This is a genomic window from Salmonella sp. K21076 (assembly GCF_039650795.1).
Classification (GTDB): Bacteria; Pseudomonadota; Gammaproteobacteria; order Enterobacterales; family Enterobacteriaceae; genus Salmonella; species Salmonella enterica.
Genome location: NZ_JBCLYA010000008.1, coordinates 179,155 through 204,365 on the forward strand (window position 1 = coordinate 179,155; position 25,211 = coordinate 204,365).

At 53.1% G+C, this 25,211-nt stretch carries 22 protein-coding genes; 8 read left to right on the top strand and 14 right to left on the bottom strand.

Annotation, left to right across the window (positions count from 1 at the left end):
• Window positions 1-63 precede the first annotated feature (63 nt).
• Genes fixX through AAYN39_RS04190 form a run of 4 tightly spaced genes read right to left on the bottom strand, consistent with a single transcriptional unit; the run spans window position 64 to window position 3,411 of the window.
• The gene (fixX, locus tag AAYN39_RS04175; protein WP_000203737.1) at window positions 64-351 is read right to left on the bottom strand and encodes a ferredoxin-like protein FixX; all 288 of its coding nucleotides are present in this window, start codon (window positions 349-351) and stop codon (window positions 64-66) included.
• Window positions 348-1,634, bottom strand: a complete 1,287-nt coding sequence (locus tag AAYN39_RS04180; protein WP_001287774.1) for an FAD-dependent oxidoreductase — start codon at window positions 1,632-1,634, stop codon at window positions 348-350. The genes fixX and AAYN39_RS04180 overlap by 4 nt, the downstream gene beginning before the upstream one ends.
• A gap of 49 nt (window positions 1,635-1,683) precedes the next feature.
• Window positions 1,684-2,625, bottom strand: coding sequence for an electron transfer flavoprotein subunit alpha/FixB family protein (locus AAYN39_RS04185; RefSeq protein ID WP_001032189.1), 942 nt, complete (start codon window positions 2,623-2,625; stop codon window positions 1,684-1,686).
• 15 nt (window positions 2,626-2,640) lie between these two features.
• Entirely contained in the window at window positions 2,641-3,411 is a 771-nt protein-coding gene (locus tag AAYN39_RS04190; RefSeq protein WP_000692193.1) for an electron transfer flavoprotein FixA, read from the bottom strand.
• 480 nt (window positions 3,412-3,891) lie between these two features.
• On the opposite strand from AAYN39_RS04190, the gene caiT reads away from it, so the two are divergent.
• The 6 genes from caiT (at window position 3,892) to caiE (ending at window position 11,078) form a co-directional block, all read left to right on the top strand.
• The gene (gene caiT, locus AAYN39_RS04195; RefSeq protein WP_000787084.1) at window positions 3,892-5,409 is read left to right on the top strand and encodes an L-carnitine/gamma-butyrobetaine antiporter; all 1,518 of its coding nucleotides are present in this window, start codon (window positions 3,892-3,894) and stop codon (window positions 5,407-5,409) included.
• A 34-nt stretch (window positions 5,410-5,443) separates the two neighbouring features.
• A complete protein-coding gene (caiA, locus tag AAYN39_RS04200; RefSeq protein ID WP_000347135.1) occupies window positions 5,444-6,586 on the top strand; it encodes a crotonobetainyl-CoA dehydrogenase in 1,143 nt (380 codons plus the stop codon).
• Window positions 6,587-6,697: 111 nt separating this feature from the next.
• Window positions 6,698-7,915, top strand: a complete 1,218-nt coding sequence (gene caiB / locus AAYN39_RS04205) for an L-carnitine CoA-transferase (protein ID WP_001016209.1) — start codon at window positions 6,698-6,700, stop codon at window positions 7,913-7,915.
• A 62-nt stretch (window positions 7,916-7,977) separates the two neighbouring features.
• Window positions 7,978-9,531 (top strand): crotonobetaine/carnitine-CoA ligase, encoded by a 1,554-nt coding sequence (caiC, locus tag AAYN39_RS04210; protein ID WP_000355790.1) that lies wholly within the window; start codon window positions 7,978-7,980, stop codon window positions 9,529-9,531.
• A 53-nt stretch (window positions 9,532-9,584) separates the two neighbouring features.
• Window positions 9,585-10,370 (top strand): crotonobetainyl-CoA hydratase, encoded by a 786-nt coding sequence (gene caiD, locus AAYN39_RS04215; protein ID WP_000004377.1) that lies wholly within the window; start codon window positions 9,585-9,587, stop codon window positions 10,368-10,370.
• Between the two features lie 111 nt (window positions 10,371-10,481).
• Entirely contained in the window at window positions 10,482-11,078 is a 597-nt protein-coding gene (gene caiE / locus AAYN39_RS04220) for a carnitine operon protein CaiE (protein WP_000122863.1), read from the top strand.
• A 77-nt stretch (window positions 11,079-11,155) separates the two neighbouring features.
• On the opposite strand, the gene caiF is transcribed toward caiE, so the two are convergent.
• The 10 genes from caiF to citC form a co-directional block, all read right to left on the bottom strand.
• Window positions 11,156-11,551, bottom strand: a complete 396-nt coding sequence (gene caiF / locus AAYN39_RS04225) for a carnitine metabolism transcriptional regulator CaiF (RefSeq protein ID WP_000333324.1) — start codon at window positions 11,549-11,551, stop codon at window positions 11,156-11,158.
• Between the two features lie 273 nt (window positions 11,552-11,824).
• Window positions 11,825-15,052 carry a carbamoyl-phosphate synthase large subunit gene (gene carB / locus AAYN39_RS04230; RefSeq protein WP_001126321.1) on the bottom strand — a complete coding sequence of 1,076 codons (3,228 nt, stop codon included), beginning with the start codon at window positions 15,050-15,052 and terminating at the stop codon, window positions 11,825-11,827.
• Window positions 15,053-15,067: 15 nt separating this feature from the next.
• Complete coding sequence (carA, locus tag AAYN39_RS04235; RefSeq protein ID WP_000597277.1) at window positions 15,068-16,216, bottom strand: glutamine-hydrolyzing carbamoyl-phosphate synthase small subunit; 1,149 nt, start codon at window positions 16,214-16,216, stop codon at window positions 15,068-15,070.
• Between the two features lie 861 nt (window positions 16,217-17,077).
• Entirely contained in the window at window positions 17,078-17,899 is an 822-nt protein-coding gene (gene dapB, locus AAYN39_RS04240; RefSeq protein ID WP_000544030.1) for a 4-hydroxy-tetrahydrodipicolinate reductase, read from the bottom strand.
• 179 nt (window positions 17,900-18,078) lie between these two features.
• A complete protein-coding gene (citG, locus tag AAYN39_RS04245) occupies window positions 18,079-18,987 on the bottom strand; it encodes a triphosphoribosyl-dephospho-CoA synthase CitG (RefSeq protein ID WP_001103241.1) in 909 nt (302 codons plus the stop codon).
• Window positions 18,965-19,516: a citrate lyase holo-[acyl-carrier protein] synthase gene (citX, locus tag AAYN39_RS04250; protein ID WP_000679050.1), complete on the bottom strand. Its 552-nt coding sequence runs from the start codon at window positions 19,514-19,516 to the stop codon at window positions 18,965-18,967. The genes citG and citX overlap by 23 nt, the downstream gene beginning before the upstream one ends.
• Window positions 19,516-21,036, bottom strand: a complete 1,521-nt coding sequence (gene citF, locus AAYN39_RS04255; RefSeq protein ID WP_000665586.1) for a citrate lyase subunit alpha — start codon at window positions 21,034-21,036, stop codon at window positions 19,516-19,518. Before citF ends, citX begins: the two co-directional genes overlap by 1 nt.
• Window positions 21,037-21,046: 10 nt before the next feature.
• Window positions 21,047-21,916, bottom strand: a complete 870-nt coding sequence (gene citE, locus AAYN39_RS04260; protein ID WP_001247810.1) for a citrate (pro-3S)-lyase subunit beta — start codon at window positions 21,914-21,916, stop codon at window positions 21,047-21,049.
• Entirely contained in the window at window positions 21,913-22,206 is a 294-nt protein-coding gene (gene citD / locus AAYN39_RS04265; RefSeq protein ID WP_000691461.1) for a citrate lyase acyl carrier protein, read from the bottom strand. Before citD ends, citE begins: the two co-directional genes overlap by 4 nt.
• A gap of 29 nt (window positions 22,207-22,235) precedes the next feature.
• Window positions 22,236-23,279 carry a [citrate (pro-3S)-lyase] ligase gene (gene citC / locus AAYN39_RS04270; protein WP_001181444.1) on the bottom strand — a complete coding sequence of 348 codons (1,044 nt, stop codon included), beginning with the start codon at window positions 23,277-23,279 and terminating at the stop codon, window positions 22,236-22,238.
• Window positions 23,280-23,523: 244 nt separating this feature from the next.
• Between citC and citS the strand changes: the two genes are divergently transcribed.
• Together citS and AAYN39_RS04280 are read left to right on the top strand one after the other, a co-directional pair.
• Window positions 23,524-24,864: a citrate/sodium symporter CitS gene (gene citS / locus AAYN39_RS04275; protein ID WP_000183602.1), complete on the top strand. Its 1,341-nt coding sequence runs from the start codon at window positions 23,524-23,526 to the stop codon at window positions 24,862-24,864.
• Between the two features lie 158 nt (window positions 24,865-25,022).
• The coding region (locus AAYN39_RS04280; protein ID WP_047643145.1) for an oxaloacetate decarboxylase subunit gamma at window positions 25,023-25,211 on the top strand (189 nt) is incomplete at its 3' end.

Sequence of the window (25,211 nt, forward strand, 5' to 3'; positions counted from 1 at the left end):
TGATTGCCGGATGGCGACGCTACCGCATCTAATCCGGCCTACGGGGGCACAAACTCGTACTTATTAGCCGTAGCGGAACTCCACGCCAAACGTCCCGCGTGGGTATTCCCATTTTTCCAGCGCCGTATCAAGGCCGAGGATCCGGCATGTTCCGCACTCCAGGCACCCGGCGTAATCAAAACGAACGCTACCGTCGTCCTGCTTTTTATACAGTCCCGCCGGACAGGCCTTAACCAGCACCTCCAGCGCCTGTTTATCAGGATCGGTTTTGAGAATGATGTGCGGGCTATCTTCATCCACATTGAACTTATTGACGCCCAATTTGACGTCCACATTGACGGGAGATGTCATAATACGGTCACTCCTTTCAGGCCATCTTTCATCAGGTTGATGAAGCCCACTTTCTTCGCATGGCGCAGGATTTTTTTACGCATGGGCACCGGCGCGGAGCCATCCACGGTGAACAGGTCGCGCGCGATACTGACCGCCATTTCGGGATAGGCGGTAAACATGCGGGGATTATCAAGAAAAGCTGGCAGTTTCTGATACATGCGCATATCGCGCATCGGACCTTCGTCCAGATGCTGACGGTATTCACCCAACGACTGCTTGCTAAAATCGTCGCGCTTCATCGCCGAAAGCACCGTCTTCGCCGCCGCTTCGCCTGCGGATATGGCGAGATCCATACCCCGGATGGTAAAGCCGAGGTTCATACACATGCCGGCAGCGTCTCCGGCAATCAGTACACCATCGCCCACCAGTTCAGGCTGCATATTCATTCCCGCCTCGGGTACAACGTGTGCGGCATATTCCACCAGCTTGCCACCGGCGATCAGCGGCGCAACGGCCGGATGCTGTTTGAAATCTTCCAGCATTTGCGGGACCGATTTTTTCGCGTCTTTCAGATGATGAAGACCGCAGACCAGCCCTAGGGAAAGGGTTGTTTCATTCGTATACAGGAAGCCACCGCCCATCAGACCATCGGTTGGCGCCCCGGCAAACAGACAGGCGGCACCTTCGTTGCCCTGTAGCTGGAAACGATCTTCAATGACCGACTTCGGCAATTCGATCAGTTCCTTCACACCGACGGCAACATGCGATGCCTCAACACGCTTGGCCATGCCCAGCTTTTCAGCCAGCAGAGAATTCACCCCGTCAGCGAGGATTACGACTTTGGCTTCCAGAATATCGCCATCGGCTTCCACGCCCACGACTTTGCCATCACGCTGAACAACGTTATCCACGCGAATACCAGTGATCAGTTGCGCCCCCGCCTCTTCGGCCTGCTCCATCAGCCAGGCGTCAAATTTACTACGCAAAACGGAATAAGAAACCTGCGACGCTGAAGCATCTTCACCATTGCAGTAGTCGATAGTCATCGCCCCGTTGTCGGTCATAAAGGCGAGTTTTTCGTGGGTGATCATGCGTTCAATGGGGGCCTGATCCGCAAAGCCGGGAATGATGCGTTCCAGGCTATGTGCATACAAACGCCCACCGGTGACATTCTTCGCGCCAGCAGAATTGCCGCGCTCGATAACCAGCACCTGTGCACCTTCGCGAGCAAGCACCAGCGCCGCAACCGAACCGGCCAGACCTGCACCCACGATGATGGCATCAAAGATATCTTCGGACATACGTACTCCTGTCAGCGGCAGGATACCTTCGTATCCTGCCCGAAATGGTTTATCGCGCTAAGGCAGCCGTCAGCGCAGGCAGGATCTTCAGCGCATCGCCAACGATGCCAAAATCCGCATACTGGAAGATTGGCGCGTTTTTATCTTTGTTGATGGCGAAAATCGTCTGCGCGCCGTTGGCGCCGACCATGTGTTGGATCTGCCCGGAGATCCCCACCGCCAGATACAGTTCAGGTTTGAGCATCAGGTTGGAGATACCGACGTAGCGCTCGTGCTCCATCCACTTCTCGTTTTCCGCCACCGGGCGGGAACAGGCCAGCTCGGCGCCGATGGTCTGGCACAGCGCTTCGGCCAGCGAGATATTCTCTTTGCTGCCGATGCCGCGTCCCACGCTGACCACCAGACGCGCTTTGTCGAGGTCAACGCTGTTGCTCTGACGCGCCTGGGTTGCGGTGCGGGTCACGGCAGTGGCCGGAGCCTGCCACTGCACGGTGTGCATCTCGCCGCTGCGAGAAGCATCCGGCTGTTGTGCGTCAAACGTTCCGCTGCTGAGTGTGATCACGGCAAACGGCGAAGCGATGGTCTCTGCCCCTATCGCCAGACCGCCGTAGACCATATGTTTGACCGCCGCTTTTCCATCCTGCAGGGAGACGTCGCTGGCGTCGTTGGAAACCGCAGCCGACAAGCGATAGCCCAGTTTTGCCGCCAACAGCTTGCCCCGACGCGTATTCGGCAGCAGCACCGCGCCGCCCTCGCTATGCTGACGAATAGTCTCAGCCATCGCAGCAGCGTAGTCTTCGATCATGCGATCTTCTGGTTTGCCGCTGAGCAGCCAGACATGATCCGCGCCCAAATGACATGCTGTCGCGCTGTCCGCTTCGTTCAGTACGAACGCGTTAACTTTTTCACCTACAGCCTGCGCACCACTCATCAGTTCGGGCAGACGAGAAGGGGTATCGCTGAATACCCAGACACTGGAAAATTTGTTCATAACATCCCCTGATAATTAAATGATTTTGCGCAGATTCTCGACAAACGCGGCGATTTGTTCTTCACCGTCACCTTCAATCACCACACGCTGACGCTCGCGCTGCTTCGGTGCGGCAACCTGTTGTGTGGAATACGCGGGTACGCTGTTCAGCCCGATATCCGCAGGCGACCAGACCTGAACCGGTCTTTTCGCCGCGCCAAGAATGGCTTTCATCGAAGGGATTTGTGGGGTGTTAATGTCGGTGGAAACCGCGATCACCGCCGGGAGCGGGATGCTCAGCGTTTCAACTTCATCTTCCAGTTCGCGTTCTACCGTCAATGTGCTGTCGGTAAGAGAGAGGATTTTACTCACGCCGTTAATCGCCGGAATGTTCAGCGCTTCGCCCACCAGCAAACCAACCTGCTGAGCATAAAGATCGGAAGAACCGTCGCCGCAGATAAGTAGATCGAAACCTGATTTTTGCGCCGCGGCGGCCAGCGCGGTAGCGGTGTGTTGCGGCAGCGCCTGCTCAAATTGATCGTCAATGACCACAATCAGTTCATCAGGGCCACGAGAGAGGACATCTTTGCGCCCTTTTGCATTAGTCAGCGCTTTGCCGCCAACGCTCATGGCGACAACCTGAGCGTCTCCCAACTGCTGTTTTAACTGGCAAGCAGCTTCAATTGCATTCAGATCATATTGGCTGATTTTGCTATCCGCTTTGCTGAAATCGAGTGTTCCGTCAGCATTATTAATCGCAATATCCTGCTCATCAGGTACGCATTTGTAGCAAGTAATTATCTTCATTGCATCTCCAGAAATCATGAAGGAAACGTATTTATATCGGCGGTGTTAAATACAGATATCACGCTCTTTAATTCGGAAATAAAACCTTAATCACCAATATTGAAAATGTCACACATTGATATTCGTAACTTTCAATAGTGTTACGCACCTCACCAATATTGAAAGAAATATGCCAAATATGAAAATTTTCAATATTGTTTGCTGGCTCAACAATATTGAACGCCAGATACTTAAAAAAGTTAAAAAACCACAACCAACAGATTGATAAATAAAGAAAAAATCAAAATTTAAACACAAAATAATCAACGCAAAAAAGTGTGACACAGATAACAGAATCACCCGAAATGAATACCCATTATGAGTTACTCATTGAGGCGTCCCAGAGGTTAAAAACTTATCAACAAATCATTAATAATAAATAAACAAACGTTCATGAACTGGCACGCTAAATAAATTTCGTTTTCACACTGGAATTCACTTATGAAAAATGAAAAGAGAAAATCGGGAATTGAACCGAAGGTTTTTTTTCCGCTATTAATAATTGTCGGGATACTTTGCTGGCTAACAGTCAGAGATCTTGATGCCGCTAACGTCGTTATTAATGCGGTATTCAGTTATGTCACCAACGTCTGGGGTTGGGCATTTGAATGGTATATGGTCGTCATGCTCTTCAGCTGGTTCTGGCTGGTTTTTGGCCCCTATGCCAAAAAGAGATTAGGTGACGAAAAACCGGAGTTTAGCACCGCCAGCTGGATTTTCATGATGTTCGCCTCCTGTACATCCGCTGCGGTTCTGTTCTGGGGCTCTATTGAGATCTACTACTATATCTCCACCCCGCCGTTCGGCCTGGAACCCAATTCCACGGGCGCGAAAGAGATAGGCCTGGCGTACAGCCTGTTCCACTGGGGGCCGCTACCGTGGGCAACCTATAGCTTCCTTTCCGTGGCCTTCGCCTACTTCTTCTTTGTACGCAAGATGGATGTCATCCGCCCCAGCTCCACGCTGGTACCGCTCGTCGGTGAAAAGCATGCGAAAGGGTTGTTCAGTACCATCGTCGATAACTTCTACCTGGTGGCGCTGATCTTCGCGATGGGCACCAGCCTCGGTCTGGCTACCCCGCTGGTCACCGAGTGTATGCAATGGCTGTTCGGTATTCCGCATACGCTGCAATTGGATGCCATCATCATTACCTGCTGGATCATTCTGAACGCGATTTGCGTGGCCTGCGGCCTGCAAAAAGGGGTCAGAATCGCCAGCGATGTGCGTAGCTACCTGAGCTTCCTGATGCTCGGCTGGGTGTTTATCGTCAGCGGCGCCAGCTTCATCATGAACTACTTCACCGACTCCGTCGGGATGCTGTTAATGCACCTGCCACGGATGCTGTTCTATACCGACGCCATCGGTAAAGGCGGCTTCCCACAGGGCTGGACCGTTTTCTACTGGGCGTGGTGGGTTATTTACGCCATCCAGATGAGTATCTTCCTGGCCCGTATTTCCCGTGGTCGTACCGTACGTGAACTGTGCTTCGGGATGGTGATGGGTCTGACCGCGTCTACCTGGATCCTGTGGACAGTCCTTGGCAGTAACACGCTGCTGCTGATGGATAAAAACATCCTCAACATCCCGCAACTGATTGAGCAACACGGCGTGGCGCGCGCCATTATCGAAACCTGGGCAGCCTTGCCGCTCAGCACCGCCACCATGTGGGGCTTCTTCATCCTCTGCTTTATTGCCACCGTCACGCTGATTAACGCCTGCTCTTACACCCTGGCGATGTCGACCTGTCGCGAAGTTCGCGATGGTGAAGAGCCGCCTCTGTTAGTACGCATCGGCTGGTCGGTGCTGGTCGGCATCATCGGTATCGTTCTGCTGGCGCTGGGTGGGTTGAAGCCGATTCAGACCGCGATTATCGCCGGAGGATGCCCGCTGTTCTTCGTCAACATTATGGTGACGCTGTCCTTTATTAAAGACGCCAAAGTGCACTGGAAAGACAAGTAATTCTTATTAACCCAATTGATCAAGAGGCTGAAAGATGGATTTCAACTTAAATGACGAACAGGAGCTGTTTGTCGCCGGTATTCGCGAACTGATGGCCAGTGAGAACTGGGAAGCTTATTTTGCCGAGTGCGATCGTGACAGCGTCTACCCTGAGCGTTTTGTAAAAGCGCTGGCGGATATGGGTATTGATAGCCTGCTGATCCCGGAAGAACACGGCGGTCTGGAAGCGGGTTTTGTTACCGTCGCCGCCGTCTGGATGGAACTGGGACGTCTTGGCGCGCCAACTTACGTGTTGTACCAATTGCCGGGAGGTTTTAACACTTTCCTGCGTGAAGGGACTCAGGAGCAAATTGATAAAATCATGGCGTTCCGGGGCACCGGTAAGCAGATGTGGAACTCTGCTATCACCGAACCGGGAGCGGGATCGGATGTTGGTAGTCTGAAAACCACTTATACACGCAAAAATGGTAAGGTTTATCTCAATGGCAGTAAGTGCTTTATCACCAGTAGCGCCTATACCCCGTACATCGTGGTCATGGCGAGAGACGGTGCATCGCCGGATAAACCGGTTTACACCGAGTGGTTTGTGGACATGAGCAAAGCGGGTATCAAGGTCAACAAACTGGAGAAACTCGGTCTGCGCATGGATAGCTGCTGTGAAATCACCTTTGACGACGTTGAACTGGACGAGAAAGACATGTTCGGTCGGGAAGGTAACGGCTTCAACCGCGTGAAAGAAGAGTTTGACCATGAACGCTTCCTCGTCGCGCTGACCAACTACGGTACCGCAATGTGCACTTTTGAAGACGCTGCGCGTTACGCTAATCAGCGCGTGCAGTTTGGTGAAGCTATTGGCCGTTTCCAGCTGATTCAGGAGAAGTTTGCGCATATGGCGATCAAACTGAACTCCATGAAAAATATGCTGCTGGAAGCCGCGTGGAAAGCAGATAACGGCACTATTACCTCCGGCGACGCGGCCATGTGCAAATACTTCTGCGCCAACGCCGCGTTTGAAGTGGTAGACACCGCCATGCAGGTACTGGGAGGTGTTGGTATCGCGGGCAACCACCGCATCACGCGTTTCTGGCGTGACCTGCGCGTTGACCGTGTTTCTGGTGGTTCTGACGAAATGCAGATCCTGACGTTGGGTCGTGCGGTACTCAAGCAATACCGCTAATCGATCCCTTGTAGGCCTGATAAGACGCGGGGCGTCGCCATCAGGCAATCATGCCGGATGGCGCTGTGCTTATCCGGCCTACATACCGCAAAAAATGCCAGGAGAAAAACGATGAATCATTTACCAATGCCAACCTTTGGTCCTCTTGCTGGGGTACGCGTTGTTTTTTCAGGGATCGAAATCGCCGGTCCGTTCGCCGGACAGATGTTCGCCGAATGGGGCGCCGAGGTTATCTGGATTGAAAACGTCGCATGGGCCGATACCATCCGCGTACAGCCTAACTACCCGCAGCTCTCACGCCGCAACCTGCACGCCCTGTCGCTGAATATTTTCAAAGATGAAGGTCGGGAAGCGTTTCTGAAACTGATGGAAACCACCGATATTTTCATTGAAGCCAGTAAAGGCCCGGCCTTTGCCCGCCGTGGTATTACTGATGAAGTGCTGTGGGAACATAACCCGAAACTGGTCATTGCCCACCTTTCCGGCTTCGGCCAGTATGGTACCGAGGAGTACACCAATCTTCCGGCGTATAACACCATCGCGCAGGCATTCAGTGGTTATCTGATCCAAAACGGCGACGTTGACCAACCGATGCCAGCCTTCCCGTATACCGCCGATTACTTCTCCGGGATGACCGCGACGACAGCCGCGCTGGCAGCCCTGCACAAAGTACGCGAAACGGGTAAAGGTGAAAGCATCGATATCGCCATGTACGAAGTGATGCTGCGCATGGGTCAGTATTTCATGATGGACTACTTCAACGGCGGCGAAATCTGTCCACGTATGACGAAAGGGAAAGACCCCTACTACGCCGGTTGCGGCCTGTATAAATGCGCCGATGGTTACATCGTCATGGAGTTGGTCGGCATCACGCAAATCAACGAGTGTTTTAAAGATATTGGCCTGGCGCACATTCTCGGTACGCCGGAAGTTCCGGAAGGCACGCAGCTCATCCATCGCGTGGAATGCCCTTACGGCCCGCTCGTCGAAGAGAAACTGGACGCCTGGCTGGCAGCACATACCATCGCCGACGTTCAGGCGCGTTTTGCTGAGCTGAATATCGCCTGTGCGAAGGTGCTCACCATTCCGGAACTGGAAGGTAACCCGCAGTACGTTGCCCGCGAATCGATTACTCAGTGGCAAACAATGGACGGTCGCACCTGTAAAGGGCCGAACATCATGCCGAAATTTAAAAACAACCCGGGGAAAATCTGGCGTGGCATGCCATCACACGGCATGGATACCGCCGCCATTCTGAAAAACATTGGTTATAGCGAAGCAGATATTAAGGAACTGGTCGGCAAAGGCCTGGCCAAAGTTGAGGATTAAACGCGATGCGCTACTCGGTTTTCCGGTTAGCGCTCACGCCTGATTTCAGTGGATAAAGCAATATGGATATCGTTGGCGGACAAAACTTACGTCAGATGTGGGACGACCTGGCCGGGATGTACGGAGATAAAACGGCGTTAATTTTCGAATCCTGTGAGGGAATCGTTCGGCAGTTTAGCTATGCTTCGCTCAATGAAGAGATTAACCGCACGGCGAACCTTTTTTATTACTTAGGGATCCGCAAGGGTGATAGGGTCGCGCTGCATCTGGATAACTGTCCGGAATTCATCTTTTGCTGGTTTGGACTGGCAAAAATCGGCGCCATTATGGTGCCGATTAATGCCCGCTTACTGGGCGAAGAAAGCGCCTGGATCCTGCAAAACAGCCAGGTGAGTCTGCTGGTTACCAGCGCCCAGTTTTATCCTATGTACCGTGAAATACGCCAGGACAATAGCACTCCGCTTAATCATATCTGTCTGATTGGCGAGCAGCTTCCGGCTGACGACGGCGTGAGCCACTTTTCCCAACTACAAGCACGCCAGTCGGCCACGCTGTGCTATACGCCCGCGTTATCCACTGACGATACGGCGGAAATTCTGTTTACCTCCGGTACCACCTCGCGTCCAAAAGGGGTGGTGATTACCCACTATAACCTGCGCTTTGCAGGCTATTACTCTGCCTGGCAAATCGCCCTGCGCGATGATGACGTGTACATGACGGTGATGCCCGCTTTTCATATCGACTGCCAGTGTACCGCCGCAATGCCAGCCTTTTCCGCCGGCAGCACCTTTGTGCTCCTGGAGAAGTACAGCGCCAGGGCCTTCTGGGATCAGGTACGTAAATATCAGGCGACGGTGACCGAGTGCATCCCGATGATGATCCGCACGCTGATGGTCCAGCCCGCCACGCCAACGGACAGGCAGCATCATCTGCGCGAAGTGATGTTCTATCTCAATTTATCCGCGCAGGAAAAAGACGCCTTTACCGAACGCTTTGGCGTCAGGCTGCTGACCTCTTATGGTATGACTGAAACCATTGTCGGAATTATTGGCGACCGTCCCGGAGACAAACGACGCTGGCCTTCCATTGGTCGCGTGGGCTTTAGCTATGAAGCTGAAATTCGCGACGATCAAAATCGCCCGCTGCCCGCCGGAGAAATTGGCGAAATCTGTATTAAAGGCATCCCCGGCAAGACTATCTTCAAAGAGTATTACATGCAGCCGGAGGCAACCGCCAGGGCGCTGGAACCAGAGGGCTGGTTACATACCGGTGATTCGGGTTACCAGGATGAGGATGGCTATTTCTATTTTGTCGACAGACGCTGCAACATGATTAAACGCGGCGGGGAAAATGTCTCCTGCGTCGAGCTGGAAAATATTATTTCTGCGCATCCGAAAATTCAGGACATTGTGGTGGTCGGTATTAAAGACGCGATCCGTGATGAAGCCATTAAAGCGTTTATCGTCCTTAATGAAGGTGAAACATTAAGCGAGGCCGAGTTTTTCAGCTTCTGCGAAAACAATATGGCGAAATTCAAAGTTCCCTCTTTTATGGAGATCAGAACTGACCTGCCACGCAACTGTTCAGGAAAAATAATCAAAAAAAATCTGAAATAAACCTTCCGGCAGGAATCCCTCCCGCCGGGAAACTATTTATCTGGAGATGAACTATGAGTGAGTCATTACATCTGACCCGTAACGGCCCGATCCTGGAAATTACCCTCGACCGACCTAAAGCGAATGCCATTGATGCGAAAACCAGTTTTGCGATGGGTGAAGCTTTTCTTAATTTCCGTGACGACCCGGAATTACGCGTAGCAATCATTACCGGCGGCGGGGAGAAATTCTTTTCTGCGGGCTGGGACTTAAAAGCGGCAGCGGAAGGTGAAGCGCCGGATGCCGATTTTGGTCCCGGCGGCTTTGCCGGTTTAACCGAAATATTTGACCTCGATAAGCCGGTTATCGCCGCGGTGAACGGCTACGCATTTGGTGGCGGTTTTGAGCTGGCGCTGGCGGCAGACTTTATTGTCTGCGCCGAAAACGCCAGCTTCGCGCTGCCGGAAGCCAAGCTCGGCATCGTGCCTGACAGCGGCGGCGTATTGCGTCTGCCTAAGCTGCTGCCACCGGCTATCGTCAACGAAATGGTAATGACCGGCAGACGAATGAGCGCCGAAGAAGCGCTGCGTTGGGGGATCGTGAACCGCGTTGTCAGCCAGAGCGAACTGATGGAGAGCGCGCGCGAACTGGCGCAACAACTGGTCAATAGCGCTCCGCTGGCTATCGCGGCGCTGAAAGAGATTTATCGCGCGACCAGTGAAATGCCGGTTGAAGAAGGCTACCGCTACATCCGCAGCGGCGTGCTGAAACATTATCCGTCGGTACTGCATTCAGAAGATGCGCTCGAAGGACCGCAGGCATTTGCCGAAAAACGCGCTCCGGTGTGGAAAGGTCGTTAATGTGACTATGCCGGATGGCGCTTCGCTTATCCGGCCTACAACACATGCACAACCGTAGGCCGGATAAGGTATTTACGCCGCCATCCGACAAAAAAAAACCGAGGTACAACCATGAGCTATTACGCCTTTGAAGGACTGATCCCGGTGGTGCATCCGGACGCGTTTGTCCATCCCAGCGCCGTGCTGATTGGCGATGTCATCGTGGGCGCCGGTGTTTATATTGGCCCACTCGCGTCATTGCGTGGGGATTATGGTCGCCTGATCCTGGAGGCAGGCTCTAATCTGCAGGATGGCTGCATTATGCATGGCTACTGCGATACCGATACCATCGTGCATGAAAACGGCCATATCGGCCACGGCGCTATTCTACATGGCTGCGTGGTGGGACGGGATGCCCTGGTCGGCATGAATAGCGTCATTATGGACGGCGCAGTGATTGGCGAAGAGAGCATTGTCGCCGCCATGAGTTTTGTCAAAGCCGGATTTCAGGGTGAGGCAAGGCAACTGCTGGTGGGATCACCGGCGCGCGTACTACGCCAGGTTACGGACCAGGAGCTGCACTGGAAACGCCTCAATACCAAAGAATATCAGGATCTTGCGATCCGTTGTCGAACGGGGTTATCTGAAACGAAGCCGTTAACGCAGGTCGAAGAAAACCGACCGCGCCTGAAAGGCACGACGGACGTGAAGCCAAAATCAGCACAGTAATTGATGCCGGATGCGCTCACGCTTATCCGGCCTACGCGTCAATTACCGTTTACCCCGCCAGCAGGTTAAACAGACAATTAGCGACGCATACTCTTGGAGAGCATCATCTGCCATTTCTGCTCACGGTTTAGCTCTGTGGGGGGAACGGCAGACAGCCGCGGCGCTTTCGCCACGCTCACTTTTCTTTCCTGCAAATTATGATTCAATCGGCGATAGAGTTGAGAGTCGATACTCACGACTTTCACCAGACGCTGGCACTGGCAGCCTCGTCCTGCAATTTGGTTAGGGATCATCTTCACTTCACAAACAATTTCCCCCACTTCTGACAGAATATAGGAGAGCGTATTAATTGCTTTGCAATGTTCAATATCAAATTGACGGGAAATCTCCCTGGCAGTGATCCATCGGTTCTCTGCCATCATCCAGTCAGCAATTAACAAATAAAGCGGTCTTTCAACATATTTTTCACACATAAGCACACCATTTCACAAATTAAAAATCTGGCTACGGCCTGTCCAAACTAATAAAAACTAAGCCATATTAAAATTGTGGATATGAAAGATAGTATGCGACTTAAATATTGATTAGTGTGAGCAATATCGTGCTTATTACATTGAAAATGTGGTTACGGAAACGGACTTCTCCAGGAATGACCTTACGCAAGATAAAAAAAGGGTTTCTTTACAGAAACCCTTTCAACATTATATTACAGGTTCGGTTAGAGCAATATCCGCCGCCCCCTTGGTTTACGACTTTTTGATCTGCGCGTGCATTTCCTGCACCGAGGTTACCTTCTCGGTGGCATCGGCATTGAGCGCCATCGTCGTGGCAAAACCGCCGTTCAGCGTGGTGTCATAATGCACCTTATACTGCAACGCGCTGCGGCGAATCACCCTTGAGTCTTCAATCGCCCGGCGGCCTGCGGTGGTGTTGATGATGTAGGTATATTCGCCATTCTTGATGCGGTCCTGAATGTGCGGACGACCTTCGTGCACCTTGTTCACCAGACGCGGGTTGATACCGGCTTCGCCCAGCACAATCGCCGTACCGTGGGTGGCATCCAGCTCGAAGCCTTGTTTCAGCAGCTTAGCGGCCAGGTCCACCACGCGCTCTTTGTCGCCTTCGCGAACCGAGAGCAACGCACGGCCCTGTTTCTTCATAGTGGAGTTACTGCCCAGCTGTGCCTTGGCGAACGCTTCCGCGAAGGTACGGCCCACGCCCATCACTTCCCCGGTGGAGCGCATTTCTGGCCCTAACAGCGGGTCAACGCCCGGGAATTTGTTGAACGGCAGTACCACTTCTTTCACCGAGTAGTACGGCGGGATAATTTCTTGAGTCACGCCCTGCTCGGTCAGCGATTTGCCGGCCATCACGCGCGCCGCCACTTTCGCCAGCGGCACGCCGGTGGCTTTGGAGACGAACGGCACAGTACGCGCCGCACGCGGGTTGACTTCAATCAGGTAGACTTCGTTGTCTTTCACCGCAAACTGCACGTTCATCAGGCCGCGCACCTGCAACTCGAAGGCCAGCTTCTGCACCTGCTGGCGCATCACATCCTGAATTTCCTGGCTTAGCGTGTAGGCCGGCAGAGAACAGGCGGAGTCGCCGGAGTGTACGCCCGCCTGCTCGATGTGCTCCATGATACCGCCAATCAGCACCATTTCGCCGTCGCAGATAGCGTCCACGTCCACTTCAACCGCGTCATCAAGGAAGCGATCCAGCAGCACCGGCGCATCGTTAGAGACGCTGACCGCCGTCTGGAAGTAGCGACGCAGATCGGCTTCGTCATAGACAATTTCCATCGCCCGGCCGCCCAGCACGTAAGAAGGACGCACCACCAGCGGGTAGCCGATCTCTTTCGCTTTTTCGACAGCCTGTTCAATGGCGGTGACGGTGGCGTTGGCCGGTTGCTTCAGCTTCAGACGGTCAACCGCGTGCTGGAAGCGCTCGCGGTCTTCCGCGCGGTCGATGGCGTCCGGGCTGGTGCCGATAACCGGCACGCCTGCCGCTTCCAGCGCGCGCGCCAGCTTTAGCGGGGTCTGGCCGCCGTACTGCACGATAACGCCTTTCGGCTTCTCGATACGCACGATTTCCAGCACGTCTTCCAGCGTCACCGGCTCGAAGTACAGGCGGTCGGAAGTGTCGTAGTCGGTAGAGACGGTTTCCGGGTTACAGTTGACCATGATGGTCTCGTAACCGTCTTCGCGCAGCGCCAGCGAGGCGTGTACGCAGCAGTAGTCAAACTCAATGCCCTGGCCGATACGGTTCGGGCCGCCGCCGAGGACCATGATTTTATCGCGGTCAACGGACGGGTTCGCTTCGCACTCATCTTCATAAGTGGAGTACATATAGGCGGTGTCGGTGGCGAATTCCGCCGCGCAGGTATCCACACGCTTGTAGACCGGGTGCAGGTCATACTGGTCGCGCAGCTTACGGATTTCCCCCTCGCGCACGCCCGCCAATTTTGCCAGACGCGCATCGGCAAAACCTTTACGCTTGAGCTGACGCAGGAAGTCGGCGTTGAGGCCAGTAATCCCGACTTCAGTTACTTTCTCTTCCAGACGCACCAGCTCTTCAATTTGCACCAGGAACCAGCGGTCGATGTTGGTCAGGTTGAACACGCCGTCGACGGAGAGGCCTGCGCGGAAGGCATCGGCGATATACCAGATACGATCTGCGCCCGCATCTTTCAGCTCGCGGCGGATTTTGGTCAGCGCTTCCGGGTCGTCGAGGCTGACTTTCGGGTCGAAGCCGGTGGCGCCGACTTCCAGGCCGCGCAGCGCTTTTTGCAGGGATTCCTGCTGCGTGCGGCCAATCGCCATCACTTCTCCGACCGATTTCATCTGGGTGGTCAGACGGTCGTTGGCACCGGCGAATTTCTCGAAGTTAAAGCGCGGAATTTTGGTCACAACGTAGTCGATGGACGGCTCGAAGGAGGCCGGAGTACGCCCGCCGGTGATGTCGTTCATCAGTTCGTCAAGGGTGTAACCTACCGCCAGTTTGGCGGCCACTTTGGCAATCGGGAAACCGGTGGCTTTCGACGCCAGCGCCGAGGAGCGGGAGACGCGCGGGTTCATTTCGATAACGATCAGACGACCGTTTTTCGGGTTCACTGCGAACTGGACGTTAGAACCGCCGGTTTCGACGCCGATTTCACGCAGTACCGCCATCGAGGCGTTACGCATGATTTGATATTCTTTGTCGGTCAGAGTCTGGGCGGGCGCCACGGTGATCGAGTCCCCAGTATGGATACCCATCGCATCGAAATTTTCGATAGAGCAGACGATGATGCAGTTGTCGTTTTTATCACGCACCACTTCCATCTCGTACTCTTTCCAGCCGATCAGCGATTCATCAATCAGCAATTCGTTGGTTGGCGAGAGATCCAGACCGCGTTCGCAGATTTCTTCGAACTCTTCACGGTTGTAAGCGATACCGCCGCCGGTGCCGCCCATGGTAAAGCTAGGCCGGATGATGCACGGGAAGCCCACGTCAGCGGCAACCGCCAGCGCTTCTTCCATGGTGTGCGCGATACCGGAACGCGCGGTGTCGAGACCAATTTTCTTCATGGCGATATCGAAGCGACGACGGTCTTCGGCTTTATCAATGGCGTCGGCGGTGGCGCCAATCATGGTGACGCCGAACTCTTCGAGCACGCCCTGCCGCTCCAACTCCAGCGCGCAGTTCAGCGCGGTCTGGCCGCCCATGGTCGGCAGCACCGCATCCGGACGCTCTTTTTCGATGATTTTGCGCACCACTTCCCAGTGAATCGGCTCGATGTAGGTGGCATCGGCCATTTCCGGGTCGGTCATGATGGTGGCCGGGTTAGAGTTCACCAGAATAACGCGGTAGCCTTCTTCGCGCAGCGCTTTACACGCCTGAGCGCCGGAGTAGTCAAACTCACACGCCTGACCGATAACAATCGGGCCCGCGCCCAGAATCAGGATGCTTTTTATATCTGTACGTTTTGGCATTTTGTTGGCTCCTGATTATTTTGCTGAAGAACGGTAGTGCTTAATCAATTCGATAAAGTGGTCGAACAGCGGCGCCGCATCGTGCGGGCCCGGGCTCGCCTCCGGGTGTCCCTGGAAGCTGAACGCCGGTTTGTCGGTACGGTGAATGCCCTGCAGGGTGCCGTCGAACAGCGACTTGTGGGTCACGCGCAGGTTGGCGGGCAGCGAGTCTTCATCCACCGCAAATCCGTGGTTCTGCGCGGTGATCATCACCACGTTTCTGTCCATATCTTTTACCGGATGGTTGCCGCCGTGATGGCCGAACTTCATCTTAACGGTCTTCGCACCGCTCGCCAGCGCCAGCAGTTGATGGCCGAGGCAGATGCCGAACACAGGAATGTCGGTCTGGAGGAATTTCTTAATCGCCTCGATGGCGTAGTCGCACGGCGCCGGGTCGCCAGGGCCGTTCGACAGGAAGATGCCGTCCGGATTCATTTTCAGCACCTCTTCAGCAGAGGTTTGCGCTGGCACCACCGTCAGGCGGCAGCCGCGATCCACCAGCATACGTAGAATGTTGCGCTTGGCGCCAAAATCGTAGGCCACCACGTGGAACGGCAGGTCATCCTCAGATTTCGCTTCCGGTAAACCGTCTTTCAGCGTCCAGCTACCCTGCGTCCAGCGGTAAGTTTCCGCCGTGGTCACTTCTTTCGCCAGATCCATACCGTTCAGTCCAGGAAATGCTTTCGCTTTTTCCAGCGCCAGCTTCGCATCCGGGCTATCGCCTGCAATGATGCAGCCGTTCTGTGCGCCTTTCTCACGCAGCAGTCGGGTCAGCTTGCGGGTATCGATATCGGCAATCGCCACGATGTTATGGCGTTTCAGGTAAGAAGAGAGGTCTTCGGTGTTACGGAAGTTGCTGGCAATCAACGGCAGATCGCGAATCACTAAACCTTGCGCATGAACCTGAGAAGATTCTTCATCGGCTTCATTGGTGCCGACATTACCAATATGGGGATAAGTAAGAGTGACGATTTGGCGGGAATAGGAAGGATCAGTGAGGATTTCTTGATAACCGGTCATTGAAGTATTGAAAACGACTTCCCCAACCGCCGAACCTGTTGCCCCTATGGCCCGACCGTGAAACTGGGTTCCGTCTTCCAGAACCAATAGCGCTGACTTAATCAAAACACCCTCCAGAGAATATTCACTCACTTTATTTGCATATCAATTCATTCAGTCAGTATGAAGCAATGCAAATTTGCTTACCCGTGGATTTCTGGCAAACGGCGGCATTCTGAAGTTAAGCCGGATAAAAGTCAACTTAAAGCGGGTATTTTTTATGTTATTTTGCACATTATAAGGAAGTTATTCTGTTTAATAGGCAAAAAGATCAACTAAGTGACGATAGAAAACGCTTGCGCTTCCTTGAGTTCGCAAAAAACTGGCTGCCATGATAAAAAGTGGACCAAATGGTCAAATTTCACATTAAAACAACAAAAAACAACGATAAAAATTCATTTAATAGTCATTAATGTCATTAAATGCATAAAAATTCAAAATAAATCAAATTAACAACAAAAACATTTTAAAAATCAATACCTTAAAAATATAAAAAACAAATCAAATGCATCATAAAATCAACAAAAAACAGCAAATTAAGACTATATAATGATAACTCCAATTTCGATATTAATATCTAACTTCTTTTTCTTTAAGACAGGCGCATACGATTGGACCACAAACAGCCTCACTACAGCATAAAAAAGCTAACTTATTGAAGCAAAAGAGATAAAACGATCCCGTGGAACAGCACTAACCCCCCAATGGATATCAGTCTTATCAGTCTGGTCGAGGTGCCTTTTGCATACGGTAAGCCACTGCGGCAGAACATGTCGTGGGAGAAGAAACTGTCGAAACATGAATGGTGAAAGGCGTTATTTATCTGACCGAATAACCGAGGGGCAAAAACAAAAGGGCAATAATATATTGCCCTTTGTAATCAATTAATCTTGATTACCACAACCACATCACGAAGGTATTTAGTCGCTATAATACATCCAGCCCCAGCACATCCCGCATGTCAAATAGCCCATTTTTCTTCGTTTTTAGCCATAACGCCGATCGCAACGCGCCATTTGCAAACGTCATGCGGCTGGAAGCTTTATGCGTAATCTCTACGCGCTCGCCAATATCGGCAAACATCGCGGTATGTTCGCCGACGATGTCGCCCGCCCGAACGGTTGCAAAGCCAATCGTTCCCGGTACGCGCTCGCCGGTATAACCTTCACGCGAGTAGACCGCGCAGTCCTTCAGATCTTTATCCAGCGCCCCGGCGATTGCCTCGCCCATTGCCAGCGCTGTCCCCGACGGTGCATCCACTTTATGGCGGTGGTGCGCTTCAATAATTTCAATATCGCTATAGTCGCCCATTACCTTCGCGGCTTTCTCCAGCAGCTTGAGCATGACGTTAACGCCGACGCTAAAGTTTGCGGCGAAAACGATCGCAATCTCTTGCGACGCCTCACGAATGGCCTGTTTACCGGCGTCGTCAAAGCCGGTAGTACCAATCACCATCCCTTTACCATGCTGGCGGCAAAACGCCAGATGCGTCAACGTGCCTTCCGGACGGGTAAAATCGATGAAAACGTCAAAATCATCTTTTACCGCCTCAAGGCTGCTTTGAACGATCACGCCGGACTTTCCCGCCCCCGCCAGTTCGCCAGCATCGCTGCCCAGCAAGGAAGAGCCTTCGCGCTCCAGCGCGGCACCCAGCTGAACACCTTCCATCGCCATGGCGGCCTGGATTAACTGCCGTCCCATGCGGCCACCGGCGCCGGCAATGGCGACGCGGATTTGTGCTTCATGCATAGCTATTCTCTTTTGTAAAAATTGCGTAAACCGTTTTCAGAGTAACCAGCGCGCCCGGAGGCCGCCATCTAAAATCGCCGATAATTAGAAATTAATGATAAACAGGGAGCGATATCAGTAAAAGACATGATTCATCCCACAGGATGAATCATTGCTGGAGAGAATGAAAGAAGAGAAACTTACTCAGGATAGAGGGAACCGGCAGGAAAATGACTTAAAAACCAGGTCACTGCCAGTAAATCCGCGCTACCGCCAGGGCTTAAGTTACGCAGGATGAGTTCATCATCGAGGAACTGCATCGCTTCAATGCCCCCCTCAACCAATACGCCCCCTTGCCACAACAATTTTTGTGCCTGCTGCTGCACGTAGTAAAGCCCTTCCAGGCCTCCCCGTGACACCAGATTGGTATCATCATTCCACGCCATCAGATGCAACAATGTTTGCAGCAGGGCAAGATGGGTATCGTCATGCTCCTGCACGACCCGGTTAAACACCGGCAAAGCCTGCGTTCTGACGGTTCGAAAACCGCTTTCCGCTTCTCCCCGCGCGCCCGACAGGCCATAACACTGGAAATGGGTTTCACTCTTTGTCAGTTTTCCCGCTTTTCTTGCTGAGAGCTCGTGGGCAACAATATTCCGACTCAGGCGAGCAACCTGGTCGCAGATACGATTTTGCTCCAACGGTTCTCCCCGCGCGAGAAGTCGGCCAATCGCTGCGCTCAGCAGGCCAAAAGCGAAAATCGCCCCGCGATGGGTATTCACACCATTGGTCGCCTGTAGCATATCGTTCTCACAGGCCATCCCCAGCGGACGCAGCATCACCAGGACATTTTCTGCCGCCAGCGCCGCCGTGTTGTTGCCCATGATAAAAAACTTTTCCATCCACGGAGCAATGGCGGTAGTGCTACGTTCAAATGCCGCCAGATCCATATCCCTATGCGCTCCCGAATTACGAATATCGACCAGACCGGGTTTTGGTGTCAGCCTGGCTTCCGTCAGCAGCGCTCTTGCAACCAACCCATTAAGTTCGCCAGCCGCCAGCGATGAGTACGCTGGCGTACGCCGTTCAGTCACAACGCTCACGTTCATAGCATTCAATCCTTCGTGCAATTTCATCCAACAAAAGGTCAAGGGTGTGATGCTTGCCCCGGGCACAGAGATGAGCATCCTGCTGGCATATCAAACATGGCCGGGCAGGATGCCCGAGTTCACGGCGTGATAGCGACTTACCGTCGCTATCAATAATGTCGATGTCCCAAAGCCGCCCTAACGGATGGCTCATCTCTAGTGTCGACATGTGCTGTTTCAACGCCATTGCCGGCGCACAGACCGCTGCCATCCATTCCGGGCCGCTGCGTTCATTTACCTGCATTTCCCAGACGTTGACCCACTCCTTCTGTTCGCAAAGCGCCAGTATTTCGGCAATTGCGTAATCGGCGACACGCCGCCAGACCGCTGAGTTTTTAACGGCGCCCGGTGCAACCAGCGTGAGGGAAATCAACGGTAGCCGATAGCAGTTCAACGCCTGACGCTGCCTGGCGGCACGTTTATCGCGCGCTTGTAGCATCTCCTCCAGCGTAACTGCCTGGCCCTGGTACAGCAGGTCTGTGCCCTTCATCAGCCTTTAACCTGGCGAATCACGTCAATCACTGAACCGTCGCGATAACGCACCACAGCCACCACCCGATCGGTAAACTCAATCGGCTGCGGTTTACCGGTCAGTTGCTCGGCGCGCTGTTGCAGTTGTTCGATGGTCATCAGCGCCACGCCCGCAGCACGCAGGTTATCAAGCAGATCCTGACGCGCAGGGTTCACCGCAATACCATGGTCGGTAACCAGCACATCAACGCTTGCCCCTAGCGTGACGGTAGTCAGCACTTTTTCTACCACGCAAGGAATACGCCCGCGCACCAGCGGTGCGGTAATAATGGTGAGATCGGCCCCTGCTGCCGTATCGCTATGGCCGCCCGATGCGCCACACAGTACGCCGTTTGAACCGGTCATCACGTTAACGTTGAAATTCACGTCAATTTCCAGCGCGCTCAGCATCACCACATTCAGGCGTTCGCATGCCGCGCCTTTAGAGCCGGGGTTCGCGTATTGATTGGTTGAAATTTCAATATGATGCGGGTTCTGCGCCAGCGAACGGGCTGCATCGCCATCGAATGATTGCGTATCCAGCAGCGCTTTGATCAACCCTTTCTCATGCAGATCCACCATGGTGCCGGTGATCCCGCCCAGGCCAAAACTCGCCGTAATGTTGTGGCGACGCATTTTGTCTTCCAGGAAACGGGTGACCGCCAGAGAAGCGCCACCGGTGCCGGTTTGCAGCGAGAAACCGTCACAAAAATAACCCGAGTGTTCGATCACATTGGCCGCCTGCCGGGCGATCAACAGTTCACGCGGGTTGCTGGACAGACGAATCGCGCCCGCAGTGATTTTTTCCGGATCCCCTACTTCGTCCACCTGTACGATCAAATCAACCTGATCCTGCGCGATACTGGCCGGATAATTGGGGAACTCGACCCACTCTTCAGTCAGGAGCACCACACATTTAGCGTACTGCGCATCAACCTGCGCATACCCCAAAGAGCCGCAGCGTGACTTGCCGCTAAAACCGTTCGCATTACCAAATTCGTCGCAGCACGGCACGCCGAGGAAAGCGACATCAATATTCAGCTCACCGCTCTGAATCAGTTTTACGCGGCCGCCGTGAGAGTGGATCTGTACCGGGTTTTCCATCAGGCCAGCGGAGATCTCTTCCCCTAACTTGCCGCGCAGCCCAGAGGTGTAAATCTGCCGCACCACGCCATTTTTAATGTGTTCGATAAGCGGCCAGTGGGCATCGATTAACGAGCTGGAGGCAAGCGTCAGATCGCGGAATCCCATTTCCGCCAGTTTCGCCATCACCATATTGACAACTTTGTCGCCACCACGAAACGCATGGTGGAAGGATATCGTCATGCCATTTTTAAGCCCGGAACGACGGATAGCCTCTTCAAGCGAGTCACAAATTTTACGCCGACGCTTTTCCGTTTCACTGGCAAGCCACGGGCTATTCACTGTTACCCCCTGGTAGGGTTGTAATCCTTCCGGTACGACATATTGCTGATTGAGCATAGTTACAGTCTCTTTCATGGTTCCTTCCTTAATCACGAATACCGGAAGCCGACAGCGCCACCACTTTGCGCGCGTGGTCGATAATCGGGCCGTCAATCATTTTGCCGTTGAGTGAAACGACGCCCAGACCGCGAGACTCAGCCTCTTCAGCGGCGGCAATCACCTCGTGCGCATGCTCAACTTCTTTACGCGTCGGAGAATAAGCCTGATGTAACAGCTCAATCTGACGTGGATTCACTAAGGACTTACCGTTAAAACCAAGCCCTTTCGCCAACTGCACTTCCTTCAGGAAGCCTTCTTCATTATTGATATCCGACCAAACGACATCATAGGCGGCAATACCCGCAACGCGCGCCGCATGCAGCACTGCGCAGCGGGCGTAGAACAGCTCGGTGCCATCGCCCCGGCTGGTGCCCATATCCATCACGTAATCAAATGCCGCCAGCGCAATTGCCACCATGCGCGGGCTGGAGGTGGCGATGTCGACGGCATTGACCACGCCTTTCGCTGATTCGATCGCCGCCATCAGCCTGGTACTGCCGACTTCACGTCCACATTCACGTTCGATCCGTTCAACCTGCGCTTCCAGCTCCAGCACATCGTTTTTGCTGTCGGTTTTCGGCAGACGCACGATATCCGCGCCACCACGCACGACGGCCTCAAGATCGGCCAGACCGAATGGCGTGTTCAGTGGATTAATGCGCACCACTTTTTCAACATCCTGATAGAACGGATGTTGAAGCGCGTGATGGACTAAAAGACGGGCGGTATCTTTCTCACGTAATGCTACGGCGTCTTCTAAGTCGAACATCACCGCGTCCGCACCATAGACAAACGAGGTGCTCAACATGGCCGCATTTGCGCCGGGGATAAACAACATACTGCGACGAGGTCTCATAACGCACTCCATTGAATTTCCGTTTGTTCTGCAGCGCGTAACGCCGCCGCCTGCACTCGGGCGCGTAAAATACACTCCAGCGCGCCTTTGTCATCGACGCTAACCAGCGCGCGTTCAACGCCCAGCTTCGCCAGCGTTTCCCGAACCACCTGCTCAATCGCCGCGCCAAACTGCTGCTTCACCAGACTCTCTAGCTCCAGCCGAATTCCTGGCTCGCTGGATGGACCAATCCTGATCATCACATCGCTGGATTCCAGCGTGCCTGCCAGGGCATCTTTAATGATTTTCATTAGTTATGTTCCTTGTTAACGGTGTTACGTCATATGGTTTCAGTGTGTCTGGCGGCATGCCGCTGCAGATATGCCAGGGTGCCAGCAGGCACCAGCGCGCTTATTGCCGGCCAATTACGTTCGCTATACAGTTTTCTGACGCGAGAGGCGGAAATAGCCGTGCCGTTTTTCTCCACCCGCGCCAGCTCGACGACCTCAATAACCGGGCCGCTGCGCTTCGGATCGTGTAAAATGTCGTGCATCCGCTGGTTATAGGCACAGGTCAGAGGACAAAACGGCTCACTGCCGACAAAACGATGGGTAATCCCCAGCGCTGGAGCCAGATGTTCACGGAAGAGTTGCAGATCGATCTGGCAATGGCAGTCGTCCACAACCCCTTTTTCTTTGAGGAAATAGCCGGGAAACGTCGCACGCGAGATCATATAAGCGGAGCCGGAATGCAACGTGACGTTGTCAATGCCCGCGATTCCTTGTTCGATCAGCGCCCAACGGTCGGTATAGGAAAAAAATGAAGCATCTTCTTTGACTACAAACAGATGCAACCAGTCACAGGCCGCAGCCGCTTGCTCCACCAGATAACGGTGGCCCAAGGTAAACGGATTGGCGTTCATGACAATGGCGCCGATCGTTTTTCCCGGTTGACGATAAAGCGCCAGTTGGCGACAAAAGCGCGCTAACCGTTCACTGCTGTTCTCCATTAACACCGCCAGCTCACCTGCCTGCGCAATGGGCCAAAACCCCGCGCCAGAAAACAGCAACCGATTTTGCGGCTTAGTGAACAGGAAAAGCTCGCTGCGGTTTAACTCGTAGGCCAATGTAAGCAGCTCAGTCAGCAGTTTGAGGCTGAGCCCTTCCCCTTGTAAAACCGGGGAAACGGCGATGCATTTCAGTACGTTTCCGGCCAGCGAGCCGCATCCAACTATCTCACCCTGCCAATATGCGCATACCGCGATTTCACAATCATCTTCCAGGGCGAGTCCCACGCCCTCCAGAAACATGGCGACCGACTCGCGACGCAATACATCCTTTTGCAAATAAATGCGTTTAAATATTAGATTCACTCTATTCTGCATCCGTCAGCAAATAACGTTGCATATTTCGCCAGCGTTTGTATTACTCGTCTGGAATAGACATCACACTTTCCCCCTTGCTTTTATAAGCTTTATGGTTTTTATTTCCTTAATTAACCAGAGTTAATAAAAATAATTAAATTAATTAAAAACACAACCATTCAGTGAAGATAGTCACATCTCACGGTTCATTGAATTTATTAGTATGCGCGGGTCTTGTTACCCATCAATACACAGGAAAATGTTTATGACCAACATGACCCAGGCTTCGGCGACGGAGAAAAAGGGGGCCAGCGATTTACTCAGATTCAAAATCTTTGGTATGCCGCTACCGCTTTATGCCTTTGCATTAATTACTTTATTACTGTCTCATTTCTATAATGCTATACCGACTGACTTAGTCGGTGGTTTTGCTCTTATGTTTGTTATGGGGGCCATTTTTGGTGAAATCGGCAAACGTTTACCGATCTTCAATAAATATATTGGCGGCGCACCGGTTATGATATTTCTGGTTGCAGCTTATTTTGTCTATGCTGGCATATTTACGCAGAAAGAAATTGATGCGATCAGCAACGTAATGGATAAAAGCAACTTCCTTAACCTGTTTATCGCAGTGTTGATCACAGGCGCGATCCTGTCGGTAAACCGTAAGCTGCTATTAAAATCACTGCTGGGCTATATCCCAACCATCCTCGCCGGGATTGTCGGCGCGTCCCTTTTCGGTATCGTCATTGGTTTGTGCTTCGGTATCCCGGTCGACCGTATCATGATGCTATACGTTCTGCCGATTATGGGCGGTGGTAACGGCGCAGGCGCCGTGCCTCTGTCTGAAATTTATCACTCGGTTACCGGACGTTCTCGCGAAGAGTATTACTCAACGGCTATTGCTATTCTGACCATTGCGAATATCTTCGCCATTATTTTCGCCGCCCTCCTCGATATGATAGGCAAAAAATACACCTGGCTTAGCGGTGAAGGTGAATTGGTTCGTAAGGCTTCCTTCAAAACCGAAGATGATGAAAAGGCCGGTCAGATTACCCATCGTGAAACGGCGGTTGGCATGGTGTTATCCACCACCTGCTTCCTGCTGGCCTATGTTGTTGCCAAGAAAATTCTGCCAAGCATCGGCGGCGTCTCTATTCACTACTTCGCCTGGATGGTCCTGATTGTTGCTGCGCTGAACGCATCAGGTCTTTGCTCACCGGAGATTAAAGCCGGGGCGAAACGTCTTTCTGACTTCTTCTCCAAACAACTGCTGTGGGTGCTGATGGTAGGTGTGGGTGTTTGCTACACCGATCTGCAAGAGATCATCGATGCCCTGACGTTCGCGAACGTCGTTATCGCCGCGATCATTGTGGTCGGCGCTGTCGTTGGCGCAGCTATCGGGGGCTGGTTGATTGGCTTCTACCCGATTGAATCATCCATTACTGCGGGTCTTTGTATGGCCAACCGCGGCGGCTCCGGCGATCTGGAAGTGCTCTCCGCCTGTAACCGTATGAACCTCATTTCATATGCACAAATTTCCTCTCGTCTGGGCGGCGGTATTGTGCTGGTTATCGCTAGCATCGTGTTCAGCATGATGGTGTAAAAAAACGCACGGCGGTGTCTTTGCCGCAAACGACCTGGAGAAAAGTAGAGGCCAAAGCCAGAGGTGGCCAAGGGAAATCCACTCTACTCCTTAGCCGGATTCACCAGGAAGGTTGTCGTCAAGGCCACCGTCGTGCCTCTCATTATGGAAAATGATTCATGAATGAAGCTGTATTACTGGGTGAAGGTTTCACCCTGATGTTTTTAGGGATGGGGTTCGTACTGAGCTTTCTGTTCCTGCTGATCTTTGCCATTCGCGGTATGTCTGCCGTGATTACTCGCTTCTTCCCGGAACCCGTCGCCGCGCCCGCACCGCGCGCCGTTCCCGCCGTGGACGACTTCACCCGC

What these genes read in the sequence shown, in the direction of transcription:
- fixX (WP_000203737.1), bottom strand. Translation starts at nt 351, where the DNA reads ATGACATCTCCCGTCAATGTGGACGTCAAATTGGGCGTCAATAAGTTC.
- AAYN39_RS04180 (WP_001287774.1), bottom strand. Translation starts at nt 1,634, where the DNA reads ATGTCCGAAGATATCTTTGATGCCATCATCGTGGGTGCAGGTCTGGCC.
- AAYN39_RS04185 (WP_001032189.1), bottom strand. Translation starts at nt 2,625, where the DNA reads ATGAACAAATTTTCCAGTGTCTGGGTATTCAGCGATACCCCTTCTCGT.
- AAYN39_RS04190 (WP_000692193.1), bottom strand. Translation starts at nt 3,411, where the DNA reads ATGAAGATAATTACTTGCTACAAATGCGTACCTGATGAGCAGGATATT.
- caiT (WP_000787084.1), top strand. Translation starts at nt 3,892, where the DNA reads ATGAAAAATGAAAAGAGAAAATCGGGAATTGAACCGAAGGTTTTTTTT.
- caiA (WP_000347135.1), top strand. Translation starts at nt 5,444, where the DNA reads ATGGATTTCAACTTAAATGACGAACAGGAGCTGTTTGTCGCCGGTATT.
- caiB (WP_001016209.1), top strand. Translation starts at nt 6,698, where the DNA reads ATGAATCATTTACCAATGCCAACCTTTGGTCCTCTTGCTGGGGTACGC.
- caiC (WP_000355790.1), top strand. Translation starts at nt 7,978, where the DNA reads ATGGATATCGTTGGCGGACAAAACTTACGTCAGATGTGGGACGACCTG.
- caiD (WP_000004377.1), top strand. Translation starts at nt 9,585, where the DNA reads ATGAGTGAGTCATTACATCTGACCCGTAACGGCCCGATCCTGGAAATT.
- caiE (WP_000122863.1), top strand. Translation starts at nt 10,482, where the DNA reads ATGAGCTATTACGCCTTTGAAGGACTGATCCCGGTGGTGCATCCGGAC.
- caiF (WP_000333324.1), bottom strand. Translation starts at nt 11,551, where the DNA reads ATGTGTGAAAAATATGTTGAAAGACCGCTTTATTTGTTAATTGCTGAC.
- carB (WP_001126321.1), bottom strand. Translation starts at nt 15,052, where the DNA reads ATGCCAAAACGTACAGATATAAAAAGCATCCTGATTCTGGGCGCGGGC.
- dapB (WP_000544030.1), bottom strand. Translation starts at nt 17,899, where the DNA reads ATGCATGAAGCACAAATCCGCGTCGCCATTGCCGGCGCCGGTGGCCGC.
- citG (WP_001103241.1), bottom strand. Translation starts at nt 18,987, where the DNA reads ATGAACGTGAGCGTTGTGACTGAACGGCGTACGCCAGCGTACTCATCG.
- citX (WP_000679050.1), bottom strand. Translation starts at nt 19,516, where the DNA reads ATGAAGGGCACAGACCTGCTGTACCAGGGCCAGGCAGTTACGCTGGAG.
- citF (WP_000665586.1), bottom strand. Translation starts at nt 21,036, where the DNA reads ATGAAAGAGACTGTAACTATGCTCAATCAGCAATATGTCGTACCGGAA.
- citE (WP_001247810.1), bottom strand. Translation starts at nt 21,916, where the DNA reads ATGAGACCTCGTCGCAGTATGTTGTTTATCCCCGGCGCAAATGCGGCC.
- citD (WP_000691461.1), bottom strand. Translation starts at nt 22,206, where the DNA reads ATGAAAATCATTAAAGATGCCCTGGCAGGCACGCTGGAATCCAGCGAT.
- citC (WP_001181444.1), bottom strand. Translation starts at nt 23,279, where the DNA reads ATGCAGAATAGAGTGAATCTAATATTTAAACGCATTTATTTGCAAAAG.
- citS (WP_000183602.1), top strand. Translation starts at nt 23,524, where the DNA reads ATGACCAACATGACCCAGGCTTCGGCGACGGAGAAAAAGGGGGCCAGC.